Origin of the sequence: Mycolicibacterium monacense, assembly GCF_010731575.1 — a bacterium.
In the GTDB taxonomy this organism is placed as follows: domain Bacteria; phylum Actinomycetota; class Actinomycetes; order Mycobacteriales; family Mycobacteriaceae; genus Mycobacterium; species Mycobacterium monacense.
In genome coordinates, this window is record NZ_AP022617.1 from 3,478,632 (window position 1) to 3,500,681 (window position 22,050).

The 22,050-nt window shown below is 70.3% G+C and carries 17 protein-coding genes; 9 read left to right on the forward strand and 8 right to left on the reverse strand.

From position 1 onward, the window contains the following. Positions 1-297 precede the first annotated feature (297 nt). Positions 298-1,317, forward strand: coding sequence for a DNA topoisomerase IB (locus G6N49_RS16720; protein ID WP_011854973.1), 1,020 nt, complete (start codon positions 298-300; stop codon positions 1,315-1,317). Positions 1,318-1,409: 92 nt separating this feature from the next. On the opposite strand, the gene G6N49_RS16725 is transcribed toward G6N49_RS16720, so the two are convergent. Beyond that, entirely contained in the window at positions 1,410-2,636 is a 1,227-nt protein-coding gene (locus G6N49_RS16725; RefSeq protein WP_083044692.1) for a glycosyltransferase, read from the reverse strand. Between the two features lie 307 nt (positions 2,637-2,943). Between G6N49_RS16725 and G6N49_RS16730 the strand changes: the two genes are divergently transcribed. Beyond that, entirely contained in the window at positions 2,944-3,801 is an 858-nt protein-coding gene (locus G6N49_RS16730) for an SDR family oxidoreductase (RefSeq protein ID WP_011854971.1), read from the forward strand. A gap of 64 nt (positions 3,802-3,865) precedes the next feature. Next, positions 3,866-4,102, forward strand: a complete 237-nt coding sequence (gene mbp1 / locus G6N49_RS16735; RefSeq protein WP_011854970.1) for a microaggregate-binding protein 1 — start codon at positions 3,866-3,868, stop codon at positions 4,100-4,102. Between the two features lie 61 nt (positions 4,103-4,163). Here the strand turns inward: mbp1 and usfY are convergent, their stop codons facing one another. Together usfY and G6N49_RS16745 are read right to left on the reverse strand one after the other, a co-directional pair. Next, a complete protein-coding gene (gene usfY, locus G6N49_RS16740; protein WP_011558686.1) occupies positions 4,164-4,472 on the reverse strand; it encodes a protein UsfY in 309 nt (102 codons plus the stop codon). Positions 4,473-4,554: 82 nt separating this feature from the next. Further along, entirely contained in the window at positions 4,555-4,905 is a 351-nt protein-coding gene (locus G6N49_RS16745; RefSeq protein ID WP_011854968.1) for a hypothetical protein, read from the reverse strand. 123 nt (positions 4,906-5,028) lie between these two features. On the opposite strand from G6N49_RS16745, the gene G6N49_RS16750 reads away from it, so the two are divergent. Further along, positions 5,029-5,685 carry a restriction endonuclease gene (locus tag G6N49_RS16750; protein ID WP_322790268.1) on the forward strand — a complete coding sequence of 219 codons (657 nt, stop codon included), beginning with the start codon at positions 5,029-5,031 and terminating at the stop codon, positions 5,683-5,685. On the opposite strand, the gene lat is transcribed toward G6N49_RS16750, so the two are convergent. Beyond that, positions 5,579-6,907, reverse strand: coding sequence for an L-lysine 6-transaminase (lat, locus tag G6N49_RS16755; RefSeq protein WP_011854966.1), 1,329 nt, complete (start codon positions 6,905-6,907; stop codon positions 5,579-5,581). The genes G6N49_RS16750 and lat overlap by 107 nt on opposite strands. A gap of 183 nt (positions 6,908-7,090) precedes the next feature. On the opposite strand from lat, the gene G6N49_RS16760 reads away from it, so the two are divergent. Then, complete coding sequence (locus G6N49_RS16760) at positions 7,091-11,650, forward strand: cation-translocating P-type ATPase (RefSeq protein ID WP_083044693.1); 4,560 nt, start codon at positions 7,091-7,093, stop codon at positions 11,648-11,650. A gap of 126 nt (positions 11,651-11,776) precedes the next feature. Further along, a complete protein-coding gene (locus tag G6N49_RS16765; protein ID WP_235679529.1) occupies positions 11,777-12,094 on the forward strand; it encodes a hypothetical protein in 318 nt (105 codons plus the stop codon). A gap of 16 nt (positions 12,095-12,110) precedes the next feature. Here the strand turns inward: G6N49_RS16765 and G6N49_RS16770 are convergent, their stop codons facing one another. Then, complete coding sequence (locus G6N49_RS16770; RefSeq protein WP_011854963.1) at positions 12,111-12,593, reverse strand: Lrp/AsnC family transcriptional regulator; 483 nt, start codon at positions 12,591-12,593, stop codon at positions 12,111-12,113. A 72-nt stretch (positions 12,594-12,665) separates the two neighbouring features. Here G6N49_RS16770 and amaB point away from each other — a divergent pair, with 72 nt between their 5' ends. Beyond that, the gene (amaB, locus tag G6N49_RS16775; protein ID WP_083044695.1) at positions 12,666-14,258 is read left to right on the forward strand and encodes an L-piperidine-6-carboxylate dehydrogenase; all 1,593 of its coding nucleotides are present in this window, start codon (positions 12,666-12,668) and stop codon (positions 14,256-14,258) included. Here amaB and G6N49_RS16780 read toward each other — a convergent pair. Both G6N49_RS16780 and G6N49_RS16785 read right to left on the reverse strand, forming a co-directional pair. After that, positions 14,209-15,489, reverse strand: coding sequence for a nucleotide disphospho-sugar-binding domain-containing protein (locus G6N49_RS16780; protein WP_011854961.1), 1,281 nt, complete (start codon positions 15,487-15,489; stop codon positions 14,209-14,211). The two genes, amaB and G6N49_RS16780, sit on opposite strands and share 50 nt — an antisense overlap. A 44-nt stretch (positions 15,490-15,533) precedes the next feature. Then, on the reverse strand, positions 15,534-15,902 hold the full coding sequence (locus tag G6N49_RS16785) for a hypothetical protein (RefSeq protein WP_011854960.1): 369 nt from the start codon (positions 15,900-15,902) through the stop codon (positions 15,534-15,536). Between the two features lie 78 nt (positions 15,903-15,980). On the opposite strand from G6N49_RS16785, the gene G6N49_RS16790 reads away from it, so the two are divergent. Then, a complete protein-coding gene (locus tag G6N49_RS16790; protein WP_011854959.1) occupies positions 15,981-16,772 on the forward strand; it encodes an SDR family NAD(P)-dependent oxidoreductase in 792 nt (263 codons plus the stop codon). Between the two features lie 103 nt (positions 16,773-16,875). Beyond that, positions 16,876-21,447, forward strand: a complete 4,572-nt coding sequence (locus G6N49_RS16795) for an ATP-dependent helicase (protein WP_083044696.1) — start codon at positions 16,876-16,878, stop codon at positions 21,445-21,447. Positions 21,448-21,467: 20 nt separating this feature from the next. Here the strand turns inward: G6N49_RS16795 and G6N49_RS16800 are convergent, their stop codons facing one another. Continuing rightward, positions 21,468-22,013, reverse strand: coding sequence for a DUF1269 domain-containing protein (locus G6N49_RS16800; protein ID WP_225891902.1), 546 nt, complete (start codon positions 22,011-22,013; stop codon positions 21,468-21,470). Positions 22,014-22,050: the final 37 nt, after the last annotated feature.

A 22,050-nucleotide genomic window follows, 5' to 3' on the forward strand; every position in this document is an offset into this window, starting at 1 on the left:
GACCTCCCGGCAATATCGAAGCGAGACTACCCCAGCCCGTTCGCCGGCTAGCCATCGGCGCTGGGGGAAGTCGCAGGTACGTACGTGTGACTCCGTAATTCACCGGGTAATACCCGGTCGTGAAGCTGAATGACAGCACCGTGATGCCCGCGCCGAAGATGCCGTGACGGTCGCTGCTGTGACGTCAGCGATGACCGCTTTCTCGCGCGCGCCGACCTCGTGCTCACCATGGTCTGCCTCCCATACCCCGGCGACCGCGGTTGCCAAACCCGTAACCCCCATCACAGGTAGGTGTCGATGCGACTTCGGCGCAGCGTAGTCAGCGGCCCCGGCCTGACCCGGGTGCGCCGCGGCAAGGGCTTCTCGTACCGCGATGCGAACGGCGACGCCCTCACCGACAAGAAGACGATCGACCGCATCAACTCCCTGGTGATCCCGCCGGCATGGAAGAAGGTGTGGATCTGCCCGTACCCCAACGGGCACATCCAGGCCGTCGGCACCGACGCCGCCGGACGGCGTCAGTACCTCTACCACCAGAAGTGGCAGGAGGAACGCAACGAGGAGAAGTTCGACCGGGTGCTGCAGATGTCGTCCGCACTGCCCGAGATGCGTCGGCAGATCGCCGCGGATCTGGGCGGCCGGGGCTGGCAGCGCAACCGGGTGCTGGCGCTCGCGCTGCACCTGCTCGACCTCGGCTACTTCCGCGCCGGCGGCGATCAGTACGCCGAGGAGAACAACTCGTTCGGCATCGCGACGCTGCTGTGCGAACACGTCAAGCTGCAGCGCCAGGCCGTGGAGTTCGACTATCCCGCCAAGAGCGGTGTCCAGCGCAGCCTGGTGATCGACGACCCTGAGGTGGTGAAGTCGGTGCGGGCGCTGCTGCGCCATCCGGATCGACCGGACCGCCTGCTGGCGTGCCGAAATGGCGACGGGTGGGCCGAGATCCGCTCCGATGACCTCAACACCCGGTTCAAGGAGTTGGTGGGCGAGGACTACTCGGTGAAGGATCTGCGCACCTGGCACGGGACCGTACTGGCGGCCGTCGCGTTCGTCGATGCCGACCCGCCGGTCAACAAGACGGTGATCAAACGCGTGGAGTCCGCGGTGATGAAAGAGGTGTCAGGTTCGCTCGGCAACACCCCCGCGGTGGCGCGGGCCTCCTATGTGGACCCGCGGGTGGTCAGCGCCTACGAATCGGGGGCGACCATCGCCGCCGCCGAACGCCGGGCACTACGTGCCAAACGTCCCGACGAACGTCAGCTGATCCGCGAGCGGGCCACCGCGAAGCTGATCCGGCGGGCCGCCAAAAGTCGGTAGTCAAGATCGACCCGGGTCGTCGACGACGGTGCCATGGACCGCGGGATTGACGTTGCCCCAACATGATTCGGCCCACGGGTCCGCTGACGCCCTCATACCGACGAAACGGACGTCCTCGCTGCCCGCGGCCGAGAGGCGGCGGGCACCAGGCGCTCGTAGATGCGCAGGGTGTCGGCGGCGATGCGGTCCCACGAGTATCGGGCCCGGGCGCGGTCGCGTCCGGCGGCACCGAGGCTCTGTCCGAGGAATTCGTCGTGCAGCAGGGTGTTGATGGCATCGGCGACCTCCCCCGGGCGCCTCGCGGCGACCAGCCGCCCGGTGACGTCCTGAACGACGGTGTCGAGCATCGCGCCGACCGCTGCGGCCACCACGGGCACACCCGACGCCATCGCCTCCAACGGGACGATGCCGAACGGTTCGTACCACGGGGTACAGGCGACCACATCGGCCGACCGCAGCAGAGCGGGCATGTCCGCGCGAGCCACGGCACCCTGGAAGACCACCCGGTCACCGACACCGAGCCGCTCGGCGAGCTCACGCAGCCGGCGGGCCTCGGGGTCCGCCTCCACCTCGCTGCGTTCGGGTCCTCCGACCAGGATGAGTTCTGCCTCCGGAATCGCCGTCAGTGCGCGCACGACCACGTCGAAACCCTTGCGGGGCAAGAGCCTTCCGACGCTCACGATGCGGTGCCGCGCACCGCGTTCGGCACGCGGACCGTCCGGGGTGAAGAGGTCGAGGTCGACGCCGCACGGCACCACCGAGATCCGGCTGCGTGACCGGCCGAGCCGCATGAGCTCGAACACCTCGTCGGTGCACGTGGCCGCTACCCAGGTGGCGGTGCGGGCCACCATCGCCTCCAGCTTGAGCCGGTCCTCGGGACTGGTGTCGTGCGCACCCTGGTGGCGGCGTTCGACCACACCGAGGGCGTGAAAGGTCTGCACCGCAGGCAGATCGAGATGCCGGGCGGCCAACTGGGTGGCGATGCCCGACATCCAGAAATGGGCGTGGGCCACGTCGGGCCGATCGGCACTCCACTGTTGGTCGAGGTGCTGCGCGAACGGACCCGTGTGGACCAGCAGTTCGTCCTCGGGCAGCCGGCGCGCGGGCCCGGCGGGCACATGCACCACGGTGTAACCCTGTGGCGTGCTGACACGTTCGGGCAGATCCGGATCGTCGCGGCGGGTGTAGACGGTGACGTCGTGGCCACGGCGCGCCATGGCGGCCGACAGTTCGGCAACACGGACGTTCTGTCCGCCGACGTCCACCCCGCCGAGGGCCGCCAGGGGGCTGGCGTGGTCCGAAACCATTGCGATCTTCATTGGCTTCCCCTCCCGCGATGTCGACTGGAGCAGTCGGCGATCAACCTGTTCCAATCGCGCAGGAACGGTCGGCGGGCGGATGCACGCCGCCGACTGCGATCAGCGACTGCGTCCGGAAGCCGTGGACGTGCCACGCCAGAAGCACACGCTCCCCACCGGACGACATAGGGCGGTCGTACCCGAAGCACTTGACGGTAAACCTCGCAGGTCAAGGATTTCGCATAACGTCTTCCCCCGCCTTCGCGAAGTGGATTCACCTGCCGAAACAGCCCGGTTTGACGGCGCCCGAGCGGGTTACCCGGCGGGCATGGTTGATTCCGCACCGACGCCCGACGGCGTGATCCCCTACCCGGGCGAGACCTCCAAGATGTCCGAACGCCCCAGCGACGAGATGACCGACTACGTCGGCCGAGACCTGCTGGCAGGTAAGCGGGCACTGATCACCGGGGGCGACTCCGGGATCGGCCGTGCGGTCGCCGTCGCGTTCGCCAAGGAGGGCGCCGACGTGTCCATCGCCTATCTCGAGGAGCACGCCGACGCCGAGCACACCGCGGCACTGGTCGAGCGATGCGGACGCCGAAGCCTGCTGCTGCCCGGCGATCTGGCGGAAGCCGAGCAGTGCCGGACCGTGGTCAAACGCACGGTCGCCGAGTTCGGCGGCCTCGACATCGTGGTCAACAACGTGGCCTATCAGAACCCGACCGAATCGTTCACCGACATCAGTGACGAACAGTGGCGGCGCACGTTCGCCGTCAACATCGACAGCTTCTTCCGGGTCACCAAAGCCGCGCTCGAACACCTTCCCGACGGCGGCGCGATCATCAACACCAGTTCGATCAACGGGTTGCGCGGCAACAAGACGCTGATCGACTATTCGGCCACCAAGGGCGCGGTGTTGGCGCTGACGTACTCGCTGGCGCAGTCGCTGGCGGATCGCAAGATCCGGGTCAACTGCGTGGCGCCCGGTCCGGTGTGGACACCGCTCATCCCCGCGACGATGGATGCCGAGAAGACCGAGTCATTCGGTGAGCAGACACCGATGGGCCGCGCGGCCCAACCCGACGAGATCGCCCCGTCGTACGTGTTCTTCGCCGCCGGGCGAATGTCGTCGTACTACAGCGGTGAGGTGCTCGCCCCGATCGGCGGTGAGACGCTGCCCGGTTGACCGTTTAGCGGCCATCAGATCGGGCACCCTCTGAGCACGTGTTCGATCAAGGTGAAAGGTGAGTATGACCGAGAAGAACAGTGGTCCCGAAGAAGGCATCAAGGGCGTCGTCGAGGACGTCAAGGGTAAGGCCAAGGAGGGTGTCGGCACGGTCACCGGCCGCGACGACATGGTCCGCGAGGGCAAGGCCCAGCAGGACAAGGCCGACGCTCAGCAGGACGCAGCCCGCAAGGAGGCCGAGGCCGAGTCGGCCCGCGGTGGCGCCAAGGCCGCCGAAGAGCGTCAGAAGAGCGAGCAGTAACTCGAGCCACGAGAAAGGCCCAGCCGACCGGCTGGGCCTTTTTCGTGTCCGGGTGTCTGCGTCAGCGGGACGGCCGCTGACGCTGCACCTCGGGATGCTCGGCGTACCAACGCTCTTCGATCCCCTTGACCCGGCGGTGTTCGATCAGGAACCAGGCACCAGCGACCACGAACAGCACGGCGGAGATGCACCCGACGATCACGCCCACCGTGTGGTTGGCGGTGGCGTGCGCCGCCAGCGCGGCGACGAACGTCACGAGCGCGAACCCGAGAAGGACCAACGCCGGCATGTTCTTGGTGTCCTTCATCGTCTCACCGGCGTGCGGACGGGTCGTCCGTGCGTGGTCGACGGGGTCTTCTGGACTCTTCATGGGTAATCCCTCCTTCAGCACCACTACACCTACCCGAGTGCCCGGGCGGCGAAACGAGACGTCGTCGGCCGTCACACCGCCGTCATCCGGCGAGCGCCGTCGCACCGATCGCCGCCGCCGACACCATCAGCGTGATGAGGAACAACCCCGACGCCTGCCACGCCCACCAGGTCTCGGTGCGCCTGCGGTGCTGCACCGCACGCACGAACGACCGGACCGCACCGCCCAGCAGGATGACCGGCGCACCGAGCGCGAGGAGTGCGCGTTGCGGCGCGCCGCAGGCCAGCGCGTCGGCCACCGAGCCTCCGCAGGTGCTCACCCACACCGCGGCAACAGCGAGGAAGGCGCCGCCCAGCAGAGCGACGGTGATCGTGGAACGCGCCACGGACCGCAGACCCTCGACCTCGCGCACATCGTGCGGACTCTGATACACCGTGCACCCACCGGACTCTCGCCTTTACCGACGCAGCGGGTGTTCCCCCAGGTGAGCGGGCCGTAAACCTGAGCGCCGATGTGTCGTCGGCGACACGTCGGCAGCCCGCCGTACGATCCGGCCGTGTCCCGCAGCAGTCGACTCAAGCTCTACGGGGCGCTGGGCGCCGCGTCGGGATTGAGCGCCCACCTGCTCGGCTGGCCGCCCGGAACCGTCATCGCTCTCGTGGTCGCGGTGCCACTGCTCGCCGCCGCCGCGCCCCGGTTCGTGCTCGGCGCCATCTCGGGGGCCACCGCATCATCGGCGCCCGAAGACGAGATGACGGGCACGCAGTTCGAGGACCACATCGCGCACATCGCCCGGTCCTGCGGCGTCCCGGTGATCATGACCCCGCTGACCGGCGACTGGGGGGTCGACCTCATCCTCGGCCGGCGCCCCAACCGCGTCGCCGTGCAGTGCAAACGCCAATCGCGGCCGGTCGGTACGAGCGCGGTGCAGGAGGTCGTCGCCGGCGCGCCGATGCAAAACTGCGTGCGCACCATGGTCGTCACCAACAACGAATTCACCCCGGCGGCACGAAAACTCGCCGAACGCCACGGGTGCGAGTTGGTCGGCCGTCAGGAGCTCCCCCGGCTCCGCTCGACCATCCGGCGCCTCACCGAGGACGCCGATGTCAGCGCAAGGCCTCGCGCACCGCATCCACCGCGGCGTCGAGTTCCGCCCGGGACACCGTCAGCGCCGGGCGGAAGCGCACCGAATCCACCCCGCTCGCCAACATGATCACCCGCCGCTCCCACAACCGGCGGATCAGATCGTTGCGCTGCGCCTGCGACGGCAGGCTGAACGCGCGCATGAGCCCGCGGCCCCGCACGTCGAGCACCACGCCGGGGAACTCCTCGGCGAGTTCTTCGAGTCGGGCCTGCAGGTAGTCGCCCGCACGCGCGGCGCACGCCGGCAGATCGTCGGCCTCGATCACCTCGAGGATCCGCCGGGCGCGCACCATGTCGGTGAGATTGCCGCCCCAGGTCGAATTGATGCGTGAGCTCACCGCGAAGACGTTGTCGGTGACCTCGTCGACCCGCCGCCCGGCCATCACGCCGCACACCTGGGTCTTCTTGCCGAACGCCACCACGTCGGGGGTGATGCCCAGCTGCTGGTACGCCCACGGCGTCCCGGTGATCCCGCAGCCGGTCTGTACCTCGTCGACGATCAGCAGCGCATCGAACTCGTCGCACAGCGCCCGCATTGCGGCGAAGAACTCCGGCCGGAAGTGCCGGTCGCCTCCTTCACCCTGGATCGGCTCGGCGATGAAACAGGCGATGTCATGCGGATACGCCTCGAATGCGGCGCGCGCCTGGCGCACCGACTCCGCTTCGAGCGCGGCCATATCGGCTCCCGGACGGATGAACGGCGCGTCGATCCGCGGCCAGTCGAACTTCGGGAACCGCGCCACCTTGTTCGGGTCGGTGTTCGTCAGCGACAGCGTGTACCCGCTGCGACCGTGGAACGCGCCGCGAAGGTGCAGCACGCGCGTACCAAGTGCCGGGTCGAGACCGCGGGATTCGTTGAGACGGCTCTTCCAGTCGAAGGCGACCTTGAGCGCGTTCTCCACCGCCAGTGCACCACCGTCGACGAAGAACAGGTGCGGCAGCGCCGGGTCACCCAGCACCCGTGCGAACGTGTCGACGAACCGGGCCATCGGCACGGAGTAGACGTCGGAGTTGCTGGGCTTGTTCACAGCGGCCTGGGCGAGTTCGGCGCGGAACTCGTCATCCGCCGCGAGGGCCGGATGGTTCATGCCCAGGGCCGATGACGCGAAGAAGGTGAACATGTCGAGGTAACGCTCACCGGTGCGGGCGTCGACCAGATACGAGCCCGCCGACCGCTCGAGGTCGAGCACGAGCTCGAAACCGTCGGCGAGGATGCTGCGGGCCAGGACGTCGTGGACCTCGCCCGGCGACATTGTGTGGACACGCGGGAACGGCGTGAGTACGTCGGTCATGAAGGCCATTCTAGAGTAAAAATTCCTGTTGATCTCGCTTGCTGTCGGAACTCTTCCATTCCGCGCCCTTCTCCGGGCGCCCATTCCCAGCGGTGTGCCCGTCCGCGGAGGCATAGGATTCGAAAAGTCGCGCGGATTCCGGCGCGATGACGGTGACGGACCTTTCCCGGAGGAGTAGGTCTGATGGGATTCTTCGGCACATCGCTGCGGATGGCCCAGCTGACCGTGGGATGCGCACTGCTCGGCAGCGATGCGGTCGTCGGCACGGGCCGGGCCACCGTCGGTGCCGCCACCAACGCCGTGACCGGCGCCGCCACTCGTGCGGTGGCGGTGACCCGCACCGCCACCGACGTGGTGGTCGAAGCGGTCGGCGGCCCGCCCGCCAGACGCTCCAGCACCCACGGCCGTCGGCACTGGATCGAGGTCCGCGGGCTCGGCGGGCCGCACGCCGAGTCGATCGTCGTCGCAGTCGTGGACTCGCTTCGTGCGGTGCCGGGTGTCACCCACGTCGCGCTGAACCGCTCGTGCGCCAGGGCGGTGGTGACCTCCACCCGCGAGGAGATCACCTCCCGTGATTTGGCGGCGGTCGTCGACGACGCAGAGCGCCGCGCCCTGGCGGGCGTGCGCCCGGCCCGGCAGCGGCCGCACACGCTGCCCGCCGACGACGCGGTGCTGGTGGCCCGCACCATCTCGGCCGCCGCGGCCACCGTCGGGCTCGGGCTGTCGATCACCGGCAACGTGATGCGGGTGCCCGGCGTCCCCGACGTGCTCACAGTCCTCCCGACGATCGCCGACCACGTTCCCCGAATCCGGAGGCAGGTGGAACGCAGGCTCGGGCGAGAGGGCACCGATCTGCTGCTGAGCCTCCTCACCGCCACCTCGGCTGCGCTGACCGTGTCGCCGAGTGCCGCGGCCGCCGAAACCGCCTCCCGCGCAATGCTTGTCGTCGAGACATGGAACGCACGACAGGCATTTCGGCGCCATGAATCGGAACTCTCGGCGGACTGCCCGCAGGACGCCGCTCCCAACCCGGGCGTACGGGAGTTCGAACCGGGCCGCGGGGAGCGCTACGCCGACCGGGTCGGCTGGATCGGCCTGGTCGCCGCGACCGTCGTCGGGGCGGTGTCGCGCAACCCGACCGTCGCGGGCAGCGCCGCGCTGGTGACCGCACCGAAACCGTCGCGTGCCGGCCGGGAAGCCTTCAGCGCAGCCATGACCCGCGGCCTGACCAGCCGCCACGACGCCGTGGTGGTCCGGCCCCGCGCGTTGCGCGCCCTGGACCGGGTCGACGCCGTCGTGATCGACCCGCGGATGCTCTACACCGACGAATTGACGGTGACCCGCATTCTCGGGGTGGCGAATTCGCACCGAACGACCGCCTGGGAGGCGGTGCGGACCGCCCTGCGTGACGGCCGACTCGAACCCGGCTGGCACCGGTTGTCCGGTATCCGCGGCGCCGGCCGATCGGGTAAAGCGCTCATCAGCCCGGTGCGTGATCCGCTGGCGGCCGCCGTGGTGGCCGAGGCACGCCGGACCCGGCCTCGGGTGGTCTCGGTGGACGATGACGGTTTGCGTTCTCTGGCACAGGGTTTCGACCGACTGCAGCCCGTCGACGCTTCACTGGACGAAGCGCTGGTCGGCGCGGTGGCCGACCTGAAGGCCGATGGCTCGACCGTGGTGTTGCTCACCACGTCGGCGATGACCGCGGCCCACGCGGCGGATTTCACGGTGGGGTTGGCACGGCCGGGGGAACCGTCGCCCTGGGGCGCGGACGTCTTCGTGCGCGATCTGGAGTCGGTGTGGCGCATCCTGCACGCACTGCCCGCCGCGCGATCCGTCGCTGTGCGCGGTGTGCAGTTGTCGGTGTCGACGTCGGCCATCGGCGCGCTGATGCTGATCCCCGGCGTCATCGGCCGTGGCCCGGAGTCGATCAATGCCGGCGTTTTCTCTGCGCTGTGGCTCGGGTTCCGCTCGGGGACAAGCATTTTCGAGGACGCTCCGCCGGAGCCGGAGACGTCGCACGACTGGCATGCGCTGCCGGTCGACGAAGTCCTGCGCTTACTACCCAGGCCCCCGCAGGAACACCTCGAGGAAGGACGGCGCTCGGTGGCCGAACTGCCGCCCATACGGGCGGCGCAGCGCGCCGCGGTGTGGTCGGGCAGACTTGCGCGAGACTTCCTGTCCGAGATGCGCAACAATCTGGCCGATCCGATCACGCCGCTGCTGGCCACCGGCGCGGCGGCCAGCGCACTACTCGGGTCGCCGTTCGACGCGGCCTTGGTGGGCGGGGTGCTGCTGGCCAATGCCGCCCTCTCGGCCCAGCAGCAGCTCCACGCCGAGCGCATACTCGAGCGGCTGATAGCCGTGCAGGACCCATTGGCGCGCAGGAAGATCGGAGCGCTGACGGAGGGCCGTCAAGAGAAGGTGCCCGCCGCCCGGCTGCGCCCGGGCGACATCATCGAAGTCCACCCCGACGAGGTGGTCCCCGCCGACGCCCGGCTGATCTCGGACAGCAACGTCGAAGCCGACGAGTCGACGCTCACCGGCGAATCGCTACCCGTGGCGAAGCGGACGGAGGCCACGCCCGGTGCGCCACTCGCCGAACGCGCCTGCATGCTCTACGCCGGCACCACGCTGGTGGCCGGGACGGCCCTCGCGGTCGTCACGGCGGTGGGGTCCCGCACCGAGATGCGCCGTGCGATGGCGCTGGCCCCCGAACGGGCCCGCGAGATCGGGCTGCACCGGCAGCTCAGCCGGATCACCGGCCGCGCACTGCCGTTCAGCGTGTCCAGCGGCGCCATGGTCGGCCTGCTGAGCCTGGTGCGCGGTACGCCGCTGCGGGAAGCGGTCGGCAGCGCCGTCGCGCTGACGGTGGCCGCGGTCCCCGAGGGACTACCCCTGGTCGCGACACTGGCGCAGTTGGCCGCCGCCAGACGGCTCACCGGGGAGTCGGTACTGATCCGCAACGCCCACTCGGTTGAGGCACTGGCGCGCCTCCAGGTGGTGTGCTTCGACAAGACCGGCACCCTCAGCGAGAACCGGTTGCGAGTGCGGGCCACCCGTGCTGTCGACGGGTGGACCGGTGAGCAGGTGCTCGACGCGGCGTTGAGCACCACCTTCGCCCGCCCCGGGCACCGCGCCCACCACGCCACCGACGACGCCATCCGACGCGCCGTCCACGGCGACGAGGAAGACACGGCGGCCGCGGCACCGGTGCAGCGGGATGCCTACCTGCCCTTCCAGGCCGGCCGGCCGTTCGCCGCCGCGGTGCGCGGCACCAGGCTGACGGTCAAGGGGGCCCCCGAGGTCCTCGCGTCTGCGCTGACCGAGAGCAACGGCGCGATGACCTCCGCGATGAGTGAGATGGCCGGCCGGGGGCTGCGGGTGCTGGCCGTCGCCGAACGCCGACTCACCGTCGCGCAGGCCGCGGCCGCGGCCGCCGATGCCGCCGCGTTCGAGGACCTGTGCCGATCGCAGCTGACGCCGATCGGCCTGCTCGGGCTCGCCGACACCCCGAGGGAGAAGGCGCGGTCGGTGCTGGAGCAACTGTCCGAAAGAGGCATCGGCGTACGGCTCATCACCGGCGATCATCCGGTGACCGCGGCCGTGGTCGCCGGTGAGGTGGGATTGGAGGTCACCGACGAACAGGTGATCACCGGGAGCGAGTGGGAACGGCTGTCGGCCGAGGAGCGGGCCGAAGCGGTGCAGAACCGCCGCGTATTCGCGCGGATGTCACCCGAACACAAGATCGACGTCGTGCAGACGCTCGAGCGGATCGGCATCGTCACCGCCATGGTGGGCGACGGGGCCAACGATGCCGCGGCGATCCGGGCCGCCAGCGTCGGTATCGGCGTGGCCGCCCACGGCAGCGACCCGGCGCGCACCGCTGCCGACATGATGCTGCTGGAAGGGCGTATCGAGGCGCTGATCGACGCCCTCGACGAGGGTCAGCAGTTGTGGCGCCGCGTGCAGTCGGCGGTGTCCATGCTGCTCGGCGGAAACACCGGTGAGATCGCATTCGCTCTGATCACCACCGTGCTGACCGGTCGGTCGGTGCTCAACGCACGGCAGATGCTGCTGGTGAACATGCTGACCGACGCGCTGCCCGCGGCCGCCCTCGCAGTCAGCCCGCAGGTCAACAGCGCAGCGGTGGAACTCGACGAGGCGGCGATGTGGCGGGCGATCGGGGTCCGCGGCGCGGCCACCACACTCGGCGCGACGCTGGCCTGGTCGATGGGCCGGCTGACGGGAACACCGCGGCGGGCGTCGACCGTCGCCCTGATCGGGCTGGTCTGCACGCAACTGGTCCAGACGCTCGCCGACTCCCATGGCCCACTGGTGGTGCTGACGGCCCTCGGCTCGTTCGTCTTGTTGGCCGCGCTGATCAGCGTCCCGGTGCTCAGCCAGGTCTTCGGATGTACGCCGGTGGGCCCGCTGGGGTGGGGTCAGGCGCTGCTGGCCACCGCGATCGCCGGTGTGGCGGCGACGGTGGCCCCGGAGCTGCTCGCACGCATCACCGATGCGGTGCGGCATCGCCTCGCCGGCCTCGGGGCCGATGAAGCGGACCCTGCGGAGCAATCAGTCGTCGCCGGCGGCGGTTCCGTCGTCGACGACGACGAGACCGGCTTGGACGAGGACCGCATACAGAGCCCGAACGGGCGGAGCGAGCAGGTGCATACCCGCGGTGATCAGGGTGTCCGGGCCGGCGGCGCGGGAAAAGTCAGCCACGACCCCGGAGGTTAGCCGGGGCGGGTGAGTAGTTGGGGGCTACGAATGTGAACGGGAGTCGAAATGTTTGATACAGCGCGGTCTTTCCTCAGCTCCCATCGGGACGCCTCAGAGTTGGTCCGACGCGCGCAGCGGTTCTCCGTGCGCCTCCCCCTGATCGGTCAGGTGACGGTGCCGCCGCCGGACCAACTGGCGTTTTACGGCGTCCTGGGTGTGCTCGCCGGGGTGGGGGCGATCGAATGGCCGGTGGCCGTGGCGATCGGGGTGGGTCAAGCGGTTGTGGCGCGCCATGTCAACGGCGAACCGCAGGCCGCCACGCGACCAACGGCGGACGACGCGCCGCAGGCCCGGACAGCGCCCGCGAAGAAGGCGCCCGCGAAGAAGGCACCTGCAAAAAAGCCACTTGCGAAGAAGGCACCCGCCAAGAAGGCTGCAGCCAAGAAATCAGCGCAGCGCTAGGCCGTGTCAGCAGGAATTATTCCGGCACATGGCGCCTACCGCTGTAAAACGTCTGTAGGATGATCGTGCTGCGGGTGTGGACATTGGCCGCAGTCCTGATGCGCTGCAACAGTCCCTCGAGGGCCCGAGCCGACGGGACGTGAACCAGCAGGACGTAGCTGTCCTCCCCCGCCACCGACTGGCACGACTCGATCTCCGGGATGTGTTCGAGCCGCGCCGGCGCATCATCGGGTTGAGAAGGATCGAGAGGAGTGATCGCGACGAACGCCGACAGCATGTCGCCGACTGCGGCCGGATCGACACGCGCCGTATACCCGTTGATCACTCCGCGGGACTCCAACCGGCGCACCCGCGACTGCACCGCCGACACCGACAGGCCGGCGGCGGCCGCCAGATGCGCAAGCGTGGCGCGCCCGTCCGCGACGAGTTCGCGCGCCAGGATGCGGTCGATCTCATCGAGCGGCGCAGGTGAATGCGGGTGCTCGTCAGGTTCACCCATGGCGGCACTGTAGCCGAGCGCGCGACACCCGAAACACGTACGACACTCCTCACTCACGGACAAGGACCAGCGATGACCACCACCTCCGCCACGACCACGGCGTCTGACGCGGCTTCTCCTGCGGCACAGGTGCTGCCGACCGCCGACGAGTTGAGGGACCGGGTACGGACCGCCTTCGACGCCATCGGTGCGACCGCACACCTCGGCGCACCCGGCGAAGGGGGCCTGCCGGCCAGCACACCGATCACCGGCGAAGTGCTGTTCACCGTCGAGGAGAGTTCGCCGGCGCAGACCGAAGCCGCGATCGAAGCCGCGGCCGACGCGTTCGGGCAGTGGCGCACCACGCCGGCGCCGGTGCGCGGCGCGCTGGTCGCCCGGCTGGGCGAGTTGCTGGTCGAGCACAAGGCGGCGCTGGCGTCCCTGGTGACCGTGGAGGCCGGCAAGATCACCTCTGAGGCGCTCGGCGAGGTGCAGGAGATGATCGACATCTGCCAGTTCGCCGTCGGACTGTCGCGCCAGTTGTACGGCAGGACGATCGCCTCCGAGCGCCCGGGACACCGGTTGATGGAGACCTGGCATCCGCTCGGGGTGGTCGGCGTGATCACCGCGTTCAACTTCCCGGTGGCGGTGTGGTCGTGGAACACCGCCGTCGCGCTGGTGTGCGGGGACACGGTCGTGTGGAAACCGTCTGAACTCACCCCGCTCACGGCCATCGCCTGTCAGGCCCTGTTGCAGCGGGCGGCCGCCGACGTCGGAGCGCCGTCGGCCGTCGGCCAGTTGGTCCTCGGCGGGCGCGACGTGGGCGAGACACTGGTCGACGATCCGCGGGTCGCGCTGCTCTCGGCCACCGGTTCGGTGCGGATGGGCCAGCAGGTCGGCCCCCGGGTGGCGCAGCGGTTCGGCCGGGCCCTGCTCGAACTCGGTGGCAACAACGCCGCCATCGTGACGCCGTCCGCCGACCTCGACCTCGCGGTGCGGGCGATCGTGTTCTCGGCCGCGGGCACCGCAGGCCAACGCTGCACCACACTGCGCAGGCTGATCGTGCACCGCTCGGTTGCCGACGACCTCGTCGAGCGGATCGTGGCGGCGTATCGCCAACTGCCGGTGGGTGACCCGGCCGCCGACGGGACGCTGATCGGACCACTGATCCACGAGACCGCATACCGCGACATGGTCGCCGCACTCGAGACGGCCCGCGCCGACGGCGGTGAGGTGACCGGTGGCGAGCGCAGGATCTTCGAAGGTGACAGCGGTGACATGTCCTTCTACGTCACCCCGGCGGTGGTGCGGATGCCCTCGCAGACCGCCGTGGTGCACGCCGAGACGTTCGCGCCCATCCTCTACGTCCTGACCTACGACGACGACCTGGGCGAGGCGATCTCGCTCAACAATGCTGTGCCGCAGGGTCTTTCGTCTGCCATCTTCACACTCGACGTGCGGGAGGCCGAACAGTTCATGGCCGCCGACGGCTCCGACTGCGGCATCGCCAACGTCAACATCGGCACCTCGGGAGCCGAGATCGGCGGTGCGTTCGGCGGCGAGAAGCAGACCGGCGGCGGCCGCGAATCCGGTTCGGATGCGTGGAAGGCCTACATGCGCAGGGCCACCAACACGGTCAACTACTCCGCCGAGTTACCTCTGGCTCAAGGCGTGCACTTCGGGTAGCCGACCGACCGATCAGCCGCTGTTCCAGCAGATCCGCGCCGCGCGCCACCCCACCGGTGGCGGCGAAGCCGGCGGCGACGCGACGCGCCCCCGCGGTCATCGTCAGCGCGCGTTCGACCGCGGTGCGCAACCGCTGCGGCGTCAGGCGCCGCGCCGGCAGGCGGGTGCCGCATCGGGCGGCCTGCACCCGGCGGGCCACCTCGAACTGATCGCGGCCGTGCGGCACCGCGCACACCGGCACCCCGCGGGACAGCGCCTTCTGGGTGACGCCCATACCGCCGTGGGTGATCGCGCAGACCGCCCGGTCGAGCACCGGACCGTGCGGGAGGAATCCGGTCACGGTGGCGTTGCGCGGCACCGTGATTCCGTCGGGAATCCCCGAGGGGCAGGTCGCGACGACCTGAATGTCCTTGCCTTCCAACGCGGTCAGCGCCGTGGTCACCAGCGCGGAGTCGGCCTGTTTCACCGACGATGTCGTGACGAGGACCACCGGACGGTCGATGCCGTCGAGCCACGACGGCGCCGCGGCGGGTTTCGGGTCGTATTCACACGGTCCGATCATCTGCACCGCCGCACCCCAGCCCGGGTGCGGGTACTCGAACGGCTCGCCGCCGGCCACCAGCATCAGCGGCGCACGGCGTAGGACGGCGTCCACGTCGCGCAGGGCGGGTAGCCCCCGCTTCGCACGAAAACCGTTGACGTGAACCATCATCGGCACGTCGAACACTTGCTGAACCACGGCACGCACACCCGCGTCCCGCACCCGGCCGACGAGTCCCGGCCACGGCGCCATCCCGGCGCCCACCGGCGGCATCCCCGGTGAGTTCAGGAACGGGGTGTACGGAGAGAACACCGCCCACGGGATGTCGCCGGCGTCCGCGGCGGCCATCGCACCCCAGCAGTTGATGTCGAGCAGCAGCAGATCCGGCCCGACGAGCGCGATCGCATCGTCGAGGTCGTCGAGTTCGTGGGCGCCGCGGCCACCGAACGTCTCGATCGTCATACGCAGCACCGCACGTCCACCGGTGGCCCGCCAGTCCTCGCTCACGATGTCCTCGATGCGGGGATCCACGGCGTCGGCGGTCAGCCCCGCCGCACGGGCCGCGGGGATTCCGCCGGCGTAGGTGCGCACGTGCACCCGGTGACCGCGCCCGGCCAATTCGCCGAGGAGCGCGAGCATCGGAAAGAGGTGGCCCGCCGACGGTGAGGTGTAGGCCAGGATCGTCGCCATTGCCTTCACCTATACCCGCTCACGACGGGCTTCAGTGGTCCGGTTCAGCGGCTTCCGGTGACGGTTTTCTTACGTGCAGGAGCGGTTTTGCGCGGAGGAGGCGTCGGCGCCGCCTCGGGTGCGGCGACCACGTCCGAGTTGTGGTCGAGTTGCCGGACCAGCAGCGCGGTCCCACCGACGGCGGCCAGAACCGGCCAGTCCACCAGTCCGGCCGCGCCGACGGCGCCCAGCGTCAGCAGCGCCGCCGGCGTGGAGTGGCTGCCGCTGCTGAGTCCGTGACGGATCCCGCCGGCCGCACCCTGTACTCCGCCGACGATTCCGTTGACCGCCGCACCGCCGACCGCGCCGGCCGCCGCGGTGGTGGCGTTGGCGGTCCCGGCGACCAGGCGGGCCGCGCCCTCAACGATGTTCATCACGATCCACCTTTCCTCGACAGCCCGTCGGAGTACCCGGCGGATCGCGTCGCCACGCGGGTTCGGCAGGATCGACCCATGGACATCGACAACAGCGTCGTGGCGATCACCGGCGCCGGTTCCGGGATCGGGCGTGCCCTCGCGGAGTCGTTCGCCGCCGCCGGCGCCCGCCTGGTGCTGGGCGACGTCGACGATGCCGGTCTGGCCGTCACCGCCGAACGTCTGGCGGCCGACGGGGCCGACGTCAGCACCGTGCACGCCGATGCCAGTTCGGCCGACGACATCGCGGCCATGGCCGCTGCGCAACCGGTCGACGTCTTCGTCGCCAACGCCGGCGTGATGGGCGCCCCCGGACTGGGCACCGAGGCGGACTGGGACCGCATCCTCGACGTGAACCTGCGCGCGCACGTACGTGCGGCCACGCTGCTGGTGCCGCAGTGGCAGGCCCGCGGTCGCGGACACTTCGTCAGCGTCGCGTCGGCCGCCGGACTGCTCACCCAGATCGGCGCCGCGGGCTACGCGGTGAGCAAGCACGCAGCGGTGGGCTTCGCCGAATGGCTCGCGGTCACCTACGGCGACGACGGCATCGGCGTGACGTGCGTCTGCCCCATGGGGGTCGACACCCCGCTGCTGAACGCGATCCGCGATGCGGCCGACGCCGAGGTCCGCCTGGGTGCGGAGTCCGTCGTGCAGGCCGGCGCCGTCATCAGTCCGCGCGAGGTCGCCGAGCAGACGGTCGCCGCGGTGCGCGACGGCCGGTTCCTCGTGCTGCCCCACCCCGCCGTGCGCGACATGCTCGCGGGCAAGGTCGCCGACCACGACCGGTGGATCGCCGGGATGCGCCGCTACCAGCGGTCGCTGCGGCAGTGACCACCCCTGCCGTCGAGCGTCGGGTTGTGTCATGCCGTGCGCGCCGAGCCGTGACACAACCCGACACTCGTCGCTTGTCGGTGGCAGTTGTCACCATGGAGGGGTGACGCCACCTTTGACGGCCGCCGACGGCCTGTCCCGGTTCAGCCCGCTGACCCGGGAATGGTTCGCGGGCACGTTCGTCGAACCGACCCCCGCCCAAGCGCAGGCCTGGTCGGCCATCGCCGATGGCGACAACACGCTGGTCATCGCGCCGACGGGTTCGGGCAAGACGCTCGCCGCGTTCCTGTGGGCGATCGACAGGCTCGCGTCGTCGGAGCCCAGGCCCGCGCGTGCCGGCACCCGGGTGCTGTACGTGTCACCGCTCAAGGCGCTCGCCGTCGACGTCGAACGCAACCTGCGCACCCCGTTGACCGGTATCGCCCGCATCGCCGATCGGCACGGCGAGCAGGCGCCGACCATCAGCGTCGGCGTCCGCTCCGGGGACACCACCCCGGCACAGCGCCGTGAACTCGTCACCCGGCCCCCCGACATCCTGATCACCACGCCGGAGTCGCTGTTCCTGATGCTGACCTCGGCCGCCCGCGACACGCTCGCCGAGGTGCAGACGGTCATCGTCGACGAGGTGCACGCGCTGGCGGCCACCAAACGCGGTGCGCATCTCGCGTTGTCGCTCGAACGGCTCGACCAGTTGTTGGAACGGCCCGCCCAGCGCATCGGCCTGTCCGCAACGGTCCGCCCGCCCGAGGAGGTGGCCCGCTTCCTGTCCGGCCACGCCCCGACCACCATCGTCGCCCCGCCGGCCGCCAAGACCTTCGACCTGTCGGTGCAGGTGCCGGTGCCCGACATGGCCGACCTCGAGAACAACACCATCTGGCCCGACGTCGAGGAGCAGATCGTCGACCTCATCGAGGCGCACCGCTCGTCGATCGTGTTCGCCAATTCGCGCCGGCTCGCCGAACGGCTCACCTCGCGGCTCAACGAGATCCATGCCGAACGCACCGGCACCGAACTGGACGGCCGCAACGACCGGGTCGGCGGCGGCGCACCGGCCCAGCTGATGGGCAGCGGTCAGACCTTCGGCGCCGAACCGCTGCTGGCCAAGGCCCACCACGGGTCGGTGAGCAAGGAACAGCGGGCGATCGTCGAGGACGACCTCAAGAGCGGGCGGCTCAAGGCCGTCGTCGCGACCTCCAGCCTCGAACTCGGCATCGACATGGGTGCGGTGGACCTGGTCATCCAGGTGGAGTCCCCGCCGTCGGTGGCCAGCGGCCTGCAGCGGGTGGGCCGGGCCGGCCACCAGGTCGGCGAGATCTCCCAGGGCGTGCTGTTCCCCAAGCACCGCACCGATCTGATCGGCTGCGCGGTGACCGTGCAGCGCATGCTCGCCGGCCAGATCGAGACCATGCGGGTGCCGGCCAACCCCCTCGACGTGCTCGCCCAGCACACCGTGGCGGCCGCGGCGCTCGAACCGCTCGACGCCGACCGCTGGTTCGACGCGGTGCGGCGCAGTGCCCCGTTCGCCACGCTGCCCCGCAGCGCGTTCGAGGCGACGCTGGACCTGCTGTCGGGGAAGTATCCGTCCACGGAGTTCGCCGAACTGCGTCCCCGCCTGGTGTACGACCGCGACGCAGGCACGCTGACCGCGCGGCCGGGAGCGCAGCGCCTGGCCGTCACCTCAGGCGGCGCGATCCCCGACCGCGGGCTGTTCACCGTGTACCTGGCCACCGACTCCGAAAAGCCCTCGCGCGTCGGCGAACTCGACGAGGAGATGGTCTACGAGTCACGGCCCAGCGACGTGATCTCGCTGGGTGCGACGAGCTGGCGGATCACCGAGATCACCCACGACCGGGTGCTGGTGATCCCGGCACCGGGGCAGCCTGCGCGACTGCCGTTCTGGCGCGGCGACGGGGTCGGCCGGCCCGCGGAACTCGGCGCGGCCGTCGGCGCCTTCACCGGGGAACTCGCCGCGCTGGGCACCGATGCGTTCACACAGCGTTGCCGCACAATGGGTTTCAACGACTACGCGACCGACAACCTCTACCGGCTGCTCGACGATCAGCGCCAGGCCACCGGCACGGTGCCCACCGACACCACCTTCATCGTCGAGCGGTTTCGCGACGAACTCGGCGACTGGCGGATCATCCTGCACTCCCCCTACGGGCTGCGCGTACACGGTCCGCTCGCCCTCGCCGTCGGGCGCCGGCTGCGCGAGCGCTACGGCATCGACGAGAAACCGACCGCCTCCGACGACGGCATCATCGTCCGGTTGCCGGACACCGATTTCGAGTCCGGCGGGACTGTGTCGTTCGCCGACCTCTTCGTCTTCGACGCCGACGAGATCGAACCCATCGTGACCGCGGAGGTCGGCGGGTCTGCGCTGTTCGCGTCCCGCTTCCGCGAATGCGCCGCGCGTGCGCTGCTGCTGCCCCGGCGCCATCCCGGCAAGCGGTCGCCGCTGTGGCACCAGCGCCAGCGCGCCGCGCAACTGCTCGACGTCGCGCGCAAGTACCCGGACTTCCCCATCGTGCTGGAGGCCGTGCGGGAGTGCCTGCAGGACGTCTACGACGTGCCCGCGCTGATCGAACTGATGCACCGGATCGCCCAGCGCCGGCTGCGGATCGTCGAGGTGGAGACGACGACACCGTCGCCGTTCGCCGCCTCGCTGCTGTTCGGCTACGTCGGCGCGTTCATGTACGAGGGCGACAGTCCGCTGGCCGAACGCCGCGCGGCCGCACTGTCATTGGACAGCACACTGCTCGCCGAATTGCTGGGCGGCGTCGAACTGCGCGAGTTGCTCGACGCCGAGGTCATCGCCGCCACGGCACGCCAACTGCAGCACCTCGCCGAGGACCGGCGGGCGAAGGACGCCGAGGGCGTCGCCGACCTGTTGCGGCTGCTGGGGCCGTTGACCGCCGAGGAGATCGCCCAACGCTCGACCACCGACGACGTCGGCGGGTGGCTCGAAGGCCTGTTGTCGGCGAAGCGAGTGCTGACGGTGTCGTTCGCCGGTCAGACGTGGTGGGTGGCCATCGAGGATGTCGGGCTGCTGCGCGACGGCGTCGGGATCGCGGTGCCGGTCGGTGTCCCGCTGTCGTTCCTCGATCCGGTCGTCGATCCGCTCGGGGAGCTGATCGGCCGCTACGCGCGCACCCACGGCCCGTTCACCACGGCCGAGGCGGCCGCGCGGTTCGGTCTGGGGCTGCGGGTCACCGCCGACGTGCTGGGCCGCCTGGCCGTGGACGGCCGGTTGGTGCGGGGTGAGTTCACCGACGCCCCGCCGGGCGATCCGGCCGGCAGTGAGCAGTGGTGCGACGGCGACGTGCTCAAGATCCTGCGCCGCCGGTCGCTGGCGGCGCTGCGGGCACAGGTGGAACCCGTCAGCACCGCGGCGTACGCGCGGTTCCTGCCGGCCTGGCAGCATGTCGGCTCGACGCACAGCGCGGGCGTCGACGGGCTCGCCTCGGCGATCGACCAGCTCGCCGGGGTGCCGATCCCGGCGTCCGCGGTGGAGCCGCTCGTGCTCTCGCAGCGGGTGCGCGACTATCAGCCCGCGATGCTCGACGAACTGCTGGCCAGTGGCGAGATCATGTGGTCGGGCGCGGGTCAGATCGGCGGCGGTGACGGCTGGATCGCCTTCCACCACGCCGACTCCGCACCGCTGACCCTGACCGCACCGGTCGAACTCGAGTTCACCGAGACCCACCGCGCGATCATGGATACCCTGGCCGCAGGCGGAGCCTACTTCTTCCGTCAGCTCGCAGACGGCGACTCCGAGACGTTCAAAACCGCGCTGTGGGAACTGATCTGGACAGGGTGGGTCACCGGGGACACCTTCGCCCCGGTGCGGGCGATACTCTCCGGCAGCCGACGGTCCACCGGCAGGCGCGGCGCCCCCGCACACCGGCAGCGGTCCCGGCCGCCGCGGTTGAGCAGTTACAGCATCGCGCATGCACAGACCCGCGCGAGCGATCCGACCGTGGCCGGCCGCTGGTCTGCGCTGCCTGCCGCGGAGCCGGATTCCACTGTGCGCGCGCACTTCTCGGCAGAGCTACTACTCAACCGCCACGGCGTGCTCACCAAGGGTGCGGCCGTCGCGGAAGGGGTTCCCGGCGGGTTCGCGATGCTCTACAAGGTGCTGACCGCGTTCGAGGACGCCGGCCGGTGCCAGCGCGGCTACTTCGTCGAATCGCTGGGCGGCGCGCAGTTCGCGGTCGCCTCGACGGTGGACCGGCTGCGGACCTATCTCGACGAGGTGGACCAGGAACGCCGCGAGTACCGCGCCGTGGTGCTGGCGGCCGCCGATCCGGCCAACCCGTACGGCGCCGCGCTGCCCTGGCCGGCCCGCACCGCCGACGGTGACGCCGAGGGTTCCCACCGCCCCGGCCGCAAGGCGGGTGCGCTGGTGGCGCTGGTCGACGGCGAGCTGGCGTGGTTCCTGGAACGGGGCGGCCGGTCGCTGCTGAGTTTCACCGACGACGCCGACGCCCAGCTGGCCGCCGCAGCCGCGCTGGCCGATCTGGTCGGCCGCGGCCGGGTGCAGTCGCTGCTGGTCGAGAAGGTCAACGGGGTGGGGGTGCTGGAACCCGCCCAGGGTGGCGTGCGCGCCGCGGTCCACGACGCACTGATCGGCGCCGGGTTCACCCGCACCCCGCGCGGCCTGAGGCTGCGGTGAAAGCGGGTCGGCCCGAGGCGTCAGTCCCGCGGGCCCGCGGCGACGGCGGCGCTGACCTCCGCTGCCGCCTGATCGAGCGTGTTGAGGGTCATCTCGTCCATCGGGAGGGCGCTGAGCTGCCGGGCGTGGTTTATCACCTGCGCGGCTTTGACCGCCCCGTTCGGCGACGCCAGCACCAGGATGACCGCGGTTCCGTGCGTGAGCGCGTGCCCGATCTCGCGACGAAGGCCCGTGTCGATCTCATGGTCGGCGAACGATGCGACGATCGCCGCCGCGGCGGCGCCCACCACGACCGATGCCAGGATGGGCGGTGCGAACAACCCGAGCAGGGCGCCGACACCCGCACCCCAGCCGGCCGCGACGCGTCCGTGGTGGTTGACCGCGTGAGTCACCGCCGCTTCACCGTCGGGCCCCTCATTCACCAGGGCCGCCGCCCGGATCTCGACGCTCTTGTTCTTGATCCGCCGGTTGAGTTCGATGAAATCCTCGTGGGCCTTGTCGGGGTCGGAGTATCCGGCGACGAGTACGACCGCGTGCATGTCGTCGGTGACTTCGTCGATGCGCATGGTCATGAGCCTGACGCAGCAACGCCACCACCGGTAG